At 47.1% G+C, this 9952-nt stretch carries 7 protein-coding genes; all 7 read right to left on the reverse strand.

The genetic code is table 11. From position 1 onward, the window contains the following. Positions 1–712, reverse strand: a 712-nt coding sequence (locus tag BZG84_RS15835; protein ID WP_077678472.1) for a glycosyltransferase family 25 protein, incomplete at its 3' end; no start/stop codon positions are given. A 296-nt stretch (positions 713–1008) separates the two neighbouring features. Further along, a complete protein-coding gene (locus BZG84_RS15840; RefSeq protein WP_077678473.1) occupies positions 1009–2349 on the reverse strand; it encodes an MBL fold metallo-hydrolase RNA specificity domain-containing protein in 1341 nt (446 codons plus the stop codon). 177 nt (positions 2350–2526) lie between these two features. Next, a complete protein-coding gene (locus tag BZG84_RS15845; protein WP_077678474.1) occupies positions 2527–3459 on the reverse strand; it encodes an alpha/beta hydrolase in 933 nt (310 codons plus the stop codon). A gap of 344 nt (positions 3460–3803) precedes the next feature. Beyond that, positions 3804–4970, reverse strand: coding sequence for a nucleotide sugar dehydrogenase (locus tag BZG84_RS15850; RefSeq protein WP_077678475.1), 1167 nt, complete (start codon positions 4968–4970; stop codon positions 3804–3806). A gap of 325 nt (positions 4971–5295) precedes the next feature. Next, on the reverse strand, positions 5296–6765 hold the full coding sequence (locus tag BZG84_RS15855; protein WP_077678476.1) for a hypothetical protein: 1470 nt from the start codon (positions 6763–6765) through the stop codon (positions 5296–5298). 259 nt (positions 6766–7024) lie between these two features. Further along, entirely contained in the window at positions 7025–7528 is a 504-nt protein-coding gene (locus BZG84_RS15860) for a hypothetical protein (protein ID WP_077678477.1), read from the reverse strand. Positions 7529–7568: 40 nt separating this feature from the next. Further along, on the reverse strand, positions 7569–9881 hold the full coding sequence (locus BZG84_RS15865; RefSeq protein WP_077678478.1) for a S8 family serine peptidase: 2313 nt from the start codon (positions 9879–9881) through the stop codon (positions 7569–7571). Positions 9882–9952 lie beyond the last annotated feature (71 nt).

The raw sequence follows: 9952 nt of genomic DNA on the forward strand, positions 1-9952 counted from the left end.
CCCTATAGATTTCAATATAAAATCGGCTCATTATACGAATATTTTCTTTTACCTTTCTTCTCGAACCAGAACCGATCGTTGATCTGATTTTTGCACGAGAAAATAGACTAGGTGATATGCTGTAGGCTTTCACGCCATGCTTCCAACTTTTTTCCATATAGTCATCTACCGGCTCAATAAATTTCTGTGAACTATCGAAAAAAGCTTTCGCTGCGATGGGACTAATAATATAAGCCGTCGTACCGCAAGTATTACTCACATATTGCCCTAAATAATACTTGTTACATAGTTTTTTTATTTTAAGGAAGACTCTTTTTCGTGTTGCAGAGAGTTTTATATAAGAAAAATCACGTGTCTGTTCGCTGATATTAAAAAGGTCTTTAGGATGAAAATCATGTAGATCCACGTTATCTTCGATAATAACGATGGGCTTATTCTTCTCAATGCATTTTTCCCACAGTTGGCGATGACTGGCAAAACAAGCTAACTCTGCAGGTTTCAGTCGATAACCTTTGATTTTTCTCGTTTTTTGTGCATTTTCAAATTTTCTCAATGCATCCACATGCGAGTGAGAATCAATTGCATCGAAAAATTGGAATTCAATACCTCTTTGATTTAGTTGGTTTTTTATTCGCGTTCTACGCTCAGTTGATTCCCGCAAACTAACAACAAAAACCTGTACAGACTGACCAGATTCTTTATTCAGGCACATTTGTTTAATCTCATATAGCTCGTCAGCTAAACGCGTCCCTACATAGCTGCTGTGAAAAACGGGGAGGATAGCATAATCAGTGTCTTAGCTCATCATGATACGTGTTTGAATAGCTTTTATATTATTAGACAGTATATAACATACCAACAAAACGCCAATTCTTTAGGCTAAGCAAACGAGCTTAATTTTCATATATAATTGAATNATATAAAAATACTGGCGTTTCCTCCTTCTTTTAATCCTTTTGGTAGAAAAATAACACGTGATACTAAGATCTTCGTGGACGAGGAACCGCTTTATAGCTTTAACTTGGCGCGCAGTATCTGCTGGCAGTTCGGCTCGCCGTGAATCAGGTGGATTTGCTCGGGGGGAGGTTGAATGCCGTGCACAAAGCTGACTAAGTCGGTTTGGTCAGCATGGGCTGAGTAGCCCGATAAGGTATGGATTTGGGCTTGAACGCTTATGGCCGCGTTATCTATCCAAACTTGCTTTTTTCCTTGTTGAAGCTCACGCCCTAGGGTGTGTTGGGCTTGGTAGCCGGCCAGGATAACGTCCGTGCGTGGGTCAGGAAGTAACGCATGCAAATAGTTCATGATCCGCCCGCCTTGGCACATGCCGGAAGCAGCCACCACAATGGCGGGTTCTCCGGTCTGTTTGAGACGATTCACCAGCGCTTGGTGTTGGCTGTGTACATCAATGGTAATGCATTGGTCAAACGCTAACGGATGGCGGTGTTGATTCAGTTTAGCGTTGGCTTCTTTGCTCCATAGCTTTTTGAAGTGGCGGTATTGGCGCGTCACTTGTTGGGCCATGGGTGAGTCGAGAATGATAGGAAGCGCATTATCTAGCTGCTTTTGATAAATCAGCTGTTCAATATCAAAAAGCAGCTCTTGGGTACGGCCGACACTGAACGCAGGAATCAGTATCGCGCCTCCATCTTGCAATGAATGCTGAATAATCGCTTCGAGCCGCTGGGCACGCGTCGCGACGGATTGATGTGTTTTATCTCCATAAGTGGATTCGAGATAGAGAATGTCTGCGCGCGCAGGCGGTTTAGGATCGGGTAATAGTGGCGTATTGCTTGGGCCTAAATCTCCTGAGAACACCACGCGCCGCTCATCAGGCAGTTTTAACTCCACATACGCTGAACCCAAAATGTGCCCGGCAGGTTGAAGGCGCAAATACGTCGCTGACTGCCCTTTTTGCTTTGGTTTTAGCCGGTGCCAAGTATTGTAAGGAAGGTGCACCATCAACTGGTTAATGCGTTCTAGTATTCGCTGACGATCGCCAAAGCGCATGTTTAATTGCAGTTTTAATGTATCATCAATCAACAGTGGCACCAGTGCCGCCGTCGCTTCTGTGCAGTAAATGGGCCCAGAAAAACCCGACGCCAGCAACCAAGGCAACAAACCGCAGTGGTCAATATGCGCATGGGTAAGAATAAGCGCATCGATGCCCTTGCCGTTGAGGTTCACCCTCGCCTCTCGCGCTTCGTCACCTTGGTATTGGCCGCAATCAATCAACAAGCGTAAACCACTCGGTTTAATATCTAGCTGATGGCATGAGCCCGTCACCGCACGATAGCCACCATGGTGGGTGACAGTGAGGATATCGTTATCGATGGAAGTATTGGGCATAGTGACGTCCTTGGGAAAAGATTATGGAATACGGGAAAGAGCAGCCTTGTGCTCGCATCAGGGTTCTTGCTCTTTCTGTACTCTGTATTCAGTCATCGGTATTCGGGAATTGGAATACGGAATACGGAATACGGAATACGGAATACGGAAAGAGACTAGACGCTTCGCTTCTAGCCTCTAGTCTTTTATCATTTTATTCATCATCTGTTTTATCAGTGGGCTTGGGTGGCCATTGTCGTCGGTAAGAAAGTAAGTGTGTCCCCAACTTGGGTCGAATTGGTCGTTAAAGGCATCGCAGTCGGTCACCGTCACCTTGTGAGCGGGCAACACATCAAGGTTTTCTGGCCCTGTCATCCCTAGACGCCGAGTGATGGTGCGATGGCGTATATTGACCACTTTGGAAGCCGCCATGGCCAAATCGTCTGCAGCATAGTAAATGTGGACTTGTTTAGCCGCATCCAGCACCGCTCTGCCCGATTGGTGAGGCTCTAGGGCTTGATTATCAACATCCGCCGCCACCATAAAAATATGTCGGAACCATTGTGGCATGGTATCCAGCCCCGCGTGTTGATGCCAATGCTGAAAGGTACTGATTAAGGTTCGGTTTCCCATAGAATGCGCCAGTATATTCATACGTCGCTTGCAGGGGCTCGCTTGTTGTTCTGGGGCGCGACGCCATTCATCAAACATCGCCAGTAAACGACTAAAAGCCAGACCAGATGCCTTGGCCGCCAGTTGATCGTCCCAGTAATCATCAATCATGCCGAGGCGACCATCGTCATCACAAGGCCAGATTATTGGCACGACCATAATGGCGTTCGGCGCAATTCTGTCAAACTGATCCTGAAGCATGTGGGCCATGGGAAAAACATGGCGCTCCATGTGATTGTTATAGCCATGAAGTAAAAAGAGGATCTGGGTTTGGGTGGGTAAGGCTTTTAATCTCGCCATAAACGGCGCTGCGGTCAGCTCTTGATATTCACTCTGTCCCGCGCGCTGGCAAAAATACACCCATTTCGATATATCGGTGTTTTGATGATCAAAACTCAACCAACGGCCGGCCTCACTTGTCGGACCCTGTTCAGGAATACGGCTGGTGATAAATAACATAGCATCATCCACGGATTATGAACCTATGGTGAGGATACGTAAGGTCGATGGTTAAATTGTATGGTGTTGAGGGAGTTTTGCGAGGGAGAAGACGGAAAGAGAGGAAGATCCTAGGGTCCTAGGGTCATAGGGTCATAGGGTCATAGGGTCATAGGGTCATAGGGTCCTAGGTCCTAGGTCCTAGGTCCTAGGGAAAGATTATGGAATACGGAATACGGAATACGGAATACGGAATACGGAATACGGAATACGGAATACGGAAAGAGCATATCGTGCTAGCTCTGGTAGATAAAGTTCCTAGGGCCTAGGATCTTAGGTCCTAGGAACTGCTTTGCGTTTTTCCCTCAATCCGCGCCAAACAGATCACGAGTGTAGACTTTGCTTTCTACGTCTCGAATTTCGTCGACCATCCGGTTGGCAACAATCACATCCGCGCGCTGTTTAAAGCTGTCCAGATCAGTCACCACTTCGGAGTTAAAGAAGCTTTGCTCTTCAAGTACCGGTTCATAAACGATAACGTCAATCCCTTTCGCTTTAATGCGCTTCATGATTCCTTGGATCGCCGAGGCACGGAAGTTATCTGACCCTGCTTTCATTACTAAGCGGTATACGCCCACCACTTTGGGCTCGCGCTTAATAATCGCATTAGCAATAAAGTCTTTGCGGGTGGTGTTGGCATCGACAATCGCTTGAATAATGTTGTTAGGCACATCTTGATAGTTAGCCAGCAGTTGTCGGGTGTCTTTTGGCAGGCAGTAACCGCCGTAACCAAACGAGGGGTTGTTGTAGTGATCGCCAATACGTGGGTCGAGCCCAACACCTTCAATGATTTGCTTTGCATCTAAACCATGAGACTCGGCATAACTATCTAACTCATTAAAATACGCAACGCGCATCGCTAGGTAGGTATTGGAAAAAAGTTTGACCGCTTCTGCCTCGGTGGAGTGCGTAAATAGCACCGGGATATCTGTTTTGATTGCCCCTTGCTGTAGCAGGCTGGCAAAGGTGCGCGCACGATCTGAGTCTTCACCGACAATGATACGTGAAGGATAAAGATTGTCGTAGAGCGCCTTGCCTTCACGTAAGAACTCCGGCGAGAACAGGATATTATCGCAATCAAATTTTGCTTTAACACTTGCTGTGTAGCCGACCGGAACAGTGGATTTGATCACCATCACCGCATTCGGATTAACCGCCATCACATCCTGAATAACCGCCTCAACTGAGCTGGTGTTAAAGTAGTTGGTGTCGGGGTCATAATCAGTGGGAGTTGCGATCACAACAAAGTCAGCGTCTTGATAGGCCTGCTTTTTATCTAACGTCGCTATAAAATCGAGCGATTTGTCCTTGAGAAAACGCTCAATCTCCGCATCTACAATCGGTGACTGCTTGTTATTCAGCAGGTTGACCTTGTCTTCTACGATATCAAGGGCAACCACTTGGTTGTGTTGGGCCAGTAGCATGGCATTCGACAACCCAACGTAACCTGTTCCTGCAACGGCAATTTTCATTGGATTTTCCTTAAGTCATTCCCGAAAAAATGGTATCACGTGGGGGCTCTAGGGGAAAGATTACGGAATACGGAATACGGAATACGGAATACGGAATACGGAATACGGAATACGGAATACGGAATACGGAAAAAGCATACCGTGTCAGCTCCGGTAGATAAAGGTCCTAAGTCCTAGATGATAGAATACGGAAAAAGCATATCGTGCTAGCTCCGGTAGATAAAGGTCCTAAGTCCTAGATCCTAGGAGCCTAGATCCTAGGACCTAGGAGCCTAGGCCCTAGGAATTACCTAACGCGCTTATCTGACAGGAAAGGCTCTAGGTCCTAAGGATTACTCGCCGATATTTGATAGTGATCGATGATTTTTTTCTGTCGTGCCAGTTGCTCTCGCTCGTAGGTGGTGAGGAGCACCGGCAGTTGATCCACACTGAGGTCACTACTGTCAGTAATGCTTGGATTGGTATGTTCTGCCATCAACGCAGCTAAGGCTTGATCGCTTTCTGTATACATCACACTGATATCATAATGATTGAGCGTACCTGCAATCATGTTGCCAGGCAGTTCTGGTACAACTTGCTGATTAGTCGCCTCAGCGTAAATAACGTGTGTGACTGTTGTTGAGCCATTTACGGCTTGGTAGGCAATCCGTTGGATACCCGCTTGGCCGCCCGGTACTTGACCGTAGGCGGTTAAGTTGCCGCTTCCATCGATATTCACAGTTGTCTGTGATGGAACAGTGATATTACCAACCAGACTCGTACTATCTAATCCATTGCCTAGTTGTGTCCCAGACAATTGTTGCGCGGTCGATAGTTGCCACTGATCACCTGAAGCGTCCACGCTTCCTTCTGCGGTTAAAAAGTAATCTAGATTACTATTGTCTGGATCATAGCGGTAGGTGATGGTGTCGCTCGCGCTGTGAGGCAAGTTTTGCCAAATATAGGGCGTTTGCTGATAGCCAACATAGAGGGCAGCGGCGGTTAAGTCGTACTCGCTGGTACTCACTGGGGCTATCCAGTTATTGAACTCGATTAATTTATCAAGCTCCACTGTGGCATCATTAGCCAAATTAAAAAATTTATAATCTGTGATTTCACGAGGCTCTGCGATGTCAGTGATATCAGAATTAGAAGGATCACCAGCAGCTTTTTCTGCATATCCTGCGCCTAATGCGCTACTAAATGATCGACTAATTGTTTTAGCGCCAAAGTTTGACGACAGCGTTTTCTTATCTTGTGTTGTGATACCAACGCTGTACGCGTTCGAGCCATTCGAAACATCAACCCTGACGTTTGTATACTCACGTTCATTTGGCTCGGTTGCGCCTGATGTTATGCATCGATCATCATTGCTGACGCTGTCGACAGGGTAACCAAACAGTAAAGTCTGACTTAATGCGCTTTTTTGATAGGAAACAGCTGTAATCTCAGCTCCCTTGGCAAGCACAAAGGTTACGTAACCCCTTGCTGGAACCAATGATTGATTGATCGTTAGCTTGTTCGCTTCGACATCATAAGTATTTACCACATTACCTCGATCATCATGAATGAGAATCGTTCCAGTCGTGTTAATGCCACTTATTACCCGATCTTTCGTTGCGAGAATTTGTTTTCCATCTTGTTTTTCACCGTAGACAGCACAATTACTATCAGGAGACGATTTTGCATAAATAGCCGCAAATTCAAAGGTATACTTAGGATCTGGTGGAGGCGGGCCGCCACCGTCGTCGCTACCACCACCACAACCGGTAAGGGTTAACGGGATCAGAATTGCTAAAAGTTGCTTATTAAACATAATGGATACTCTTTGGGTCTTGGTGCCAATCTGACGGCAAACATTTGCCTTTCCATGCATTATCAAAAATAATGCAAGAAATACGCCAAGCATACTCCATTAACATCCACTCAAGTCATAGCTGATGTATCTAGCGGCGGGGCTTTACTCCCAAATAACACAATTGTGCCCAATCGCTAACAGCAAAAAACCGCCACTAGGGCGGTTTTTTGCAAACATTGAAGAACAAGCGTCGCTCTTCTCCATGTATTGACTCCGATTACTGAGGACGGTTGCAGCTCTCTGCAATATCAAGGCGCGCCGAAGCAACTTGTGGAGAACGGCGCACTTTATCCAAGGTGGCGAGGATATCATGCTGGCCCGCAGCACTGAGCTGCCCTAATTTCGCGCGCTCGTCAAAGTAGGTGACGTTGAGCTTGAGAGCTTCTGCCAAGTCATAAATGGAACCATGGCTCAGCAAAACGGTGATATTGCCTGTCACTTTCCCCACACTGCGGGTGACTTCGTTATAAACCGTACTCCCCGCTTGCAGCGGTTGATTATTTAGGTTTACCCCTTTGTAACTTTGCAGTTCAGGTAAATCGGATAAGGTGGCATTCTCTCCTAGTTTCTCGGCAATGGCTTGCTCCGCGGTGGTCGCTTTACGCTCGATAGGTTGCACAATCGAAGATTGTGCTGGTTGCTGAATGCTACCCATGTCACTTGCGTTTGCAGCACTACTGATTCCCATTGCAGTGATAACAATCATTACGGCTGTTTTCATGATGAACTCCTTTCTATCAATCTTGTTGCTTTCAATGGGATCAGTGGCCATAGACGCGAATTTGCGCTGCAGTCAATTGGCTGGGTACGCGATTATTGTATATATCACCAAAATCGGCGCGATTTGTATCGACAATATCAACCGTCCATTGGCCATATACGGCTTCACCTAAAAAAGCATTGGCCAACATTGGTCCACTGATATGATACGCATATCCTGGATGGTCACTGTTACCTAGCCCTTGATAGGCACCTAGAGACGTACGCGACGTAGCTAGGATTGCCTCAGTACCCGACGGAGACGTCACTTTAATCGCGATATCTGACGCGGCTGTGCTTCCTGTCAGGTCGCCGTTGCTAACGGCCGTTAAATCCGCATTTTCAATATTAAAGCCAAATTGCAGCCCTTCAATGGTAAGGTTTTTTTCAAGACGGCTTTCATCAAGCGTAAAGCGCAAGCTGGTCCCTTTTGCATCCGCATCAGGGATGCTGAGCGGCACAGATGGGGACACATCAATCCACTCACTTTCTACTAATGGCGGTAATTTGATCGGGTTCTGGGTCGCCATCTCAATCGCTTTTCCGGCATTTACACGCCCAAAACCGTACTTATTATTAAACGAGAACCCTGCTGCGTTATCGACCCATCCCAAATGAACGGGGACGGTACGCTGACTGTCTTCTCCCCCTACCAACAGTGAGATAGGCTGATCGTCAGCATCAATCTTGTCAGCGGTTGCCGCGAGAATATAACGGATTTGTCGCCACGTAAGCTGCGGATTGGCCTGTACTAACAACGCAACCACACCAGTCACATTTGGCGCAGCGGATGAGGTGCCATTGAAGGTGTTGGTGTAATTGCATGATGGATTCACGTCACGGTTAAGGTCGGTCCCCGGTGTATTAAATGGCCAAACTCGGGCATGAAAATCCTCGACGCCAAGCGCTGCTAAAAAGGCCCCGTTCGATTGTTCAAACTCATCGACCGCCGCTTGACTAGCATAACCTCGCTGACATGACATTTGATCGGTTGTCACCATAGCGGGCTCTGTCGTACCGTATTCACCGCCTGGCGCGGCAACCCAAAGACTGGAACCTGCCGTCGAATAGCTCGATTTTTTACCTGCGGTGGTCGTCGCACCCACCGTCACTGTGTAAAAGCTTGCATTAGCGGGATCCCAGTTGCTGTCATAGCAGCTAAGAACGCGTGATCGTCCAGAAACAATACCGTTTTGAGCATCATCGCAAAGTTGATTGCCTTCAGCCCAGCTTTGCGTCGATTCAAAGGCATTCCCCGCCGATTTAATATTCAGCGCCCCCAAACCTTGGCGAAGGTATTGTGTGGGATAGCGGTACATGGTTTCATCCATCGTCTCTGTCGGAATAAACGCTGGCGCTGAAATACCGTAACTGCGGTTGAACGCCGCGATGTTTTCGTTTTCGCTAATTCCCGAACCTGTCATGCCGTAGCTTGCCGCTTGGCTTGCGCTGGACTGTTCCTCAAGATAATTCATACCAATCAGATTGGCGTCAGGCGCGACCCCACGTCCACCCAAGCCGTTCCAGCCTTTTGCCGCAATTAAACCGGCGACGGATGTGCCATGGTCGCCACCGGTACCGGTCGCTGTTGGATCATTCGTGCCATCCACAAAGTTAATCGAACGATTCGGCAATACATTATCAACCAGATCCTCATGGGCAATCGCCATTCCCGAATCCACTACAACAGTCGTTACCTGTTGCCCAGTAATGTTTTGTTGATATGCCGCTAACACGTTCATGTCTTCACCTGAGACAAGAATGCTAGGATCGTACTGATAACGGCGACGTACTTCCTCTTCACTCATCCCTTGCGCCGTACGTAAATCTATCCAAGCTTGATACGTTTGCGCTTGCATGGCATAACCGGTCTGACCGGTGTTCTTAAGGTGCCACTGTTCGGAAAATAATGGGTCGGACTTTAAGTCGCCGCGAATGGTGAGTGAGCCACGTATTATTTGATCTGCCGTCGTCAGCTCATACGAGATTGTTCGGTTCTGAGCGGTATTTGTTGGCACATAGAGCACCGTGTTATCAGAAAGATCGGCATTCACGAGACCGTGTGAGAAAAGATATTGGTCGCGAGAATTCTTCATCACTTCGGAATTCTTCTCGAAGAATTTTATAGCCTCTACCGTGGTGTTTTGAGGGAGAATTTGCAGTGGCAATCCCACCCCCTGCTTCATTTCTGTTGCCTCAAGTGTTTGAGGCTCAATGGTGACGACAGGCTTGTCTTGCTCTTGTATGTTACAGCCTGAAATGGCTGATAACACGAGTCCCGCGAGGAGCCCTCGCTTCATTTTGTTGTTTTGCATTTAATTTCCTTATTATTCACTTCCATGTAAAAGGAAAAATCAAACTACGAAACGTCAAACAAAAACTCAAC

Origin of the sequence: Salinivibrio sp. PR932 (genome assembly GCF_001996125.1) — a bacterium.
GTDB classification, from domain to species: Bacteria; Pseudomonadota; Gammaproteobacteria; order Enterobacterales; family Vibrionaceae; genus Salinivibrio; species Salinivibrio proteolyticus.

What these genes read in the sequence shown, in the direction of transcription:
- BZG84_RS15840 (WP_077678473.1), bottom strand. Translation starts at nt 2,349, where the DNA reads ATGCCCAATACTTCCATCGATAACGATATCCTCACTGTCACCCACCAT.
- BZG84_RS15845 (WP_077678474.1), bottom strand. Translation starts at nt 3,459, where the DNA reads ATGTTATTTATCACCAGCCGTATTCCTGAACAGGGTCCGACAAGTGAG.
- BZG84_RS15850 (WP_077678475.1), bottom strand. Translation starts at nt 4,970, where the DNA reads ATGAAAATTGCCGTTGCAGGAACAGGTTACGTTGGGTTGTCGAATGCC.
- BZG84_RS15855 (WP_077678476.1), bottom strand. Translation starts at nt 6,765, where the DNA reads ATGTTTAATAAGCAACTTTTAGCAATTCTGATCCCGTTAACCCTTACC.
- BZG84_RS15860 (WP_077678477.1), bottom strand. Translation starts at nt 7,528, where the DNA reads ATGAAAACAGCCGTAATGATTGTTATCACTGCAATGGGAATCAGTAGT.
- BZG84_RS15865 (WP_077678478.1), bottom strand. Translation starts at nt 9,881, where the DNA reads ATGCAAAACAACAAAATGAAGCGAGGGCTCCTCGCGGGACTCGTGTTA.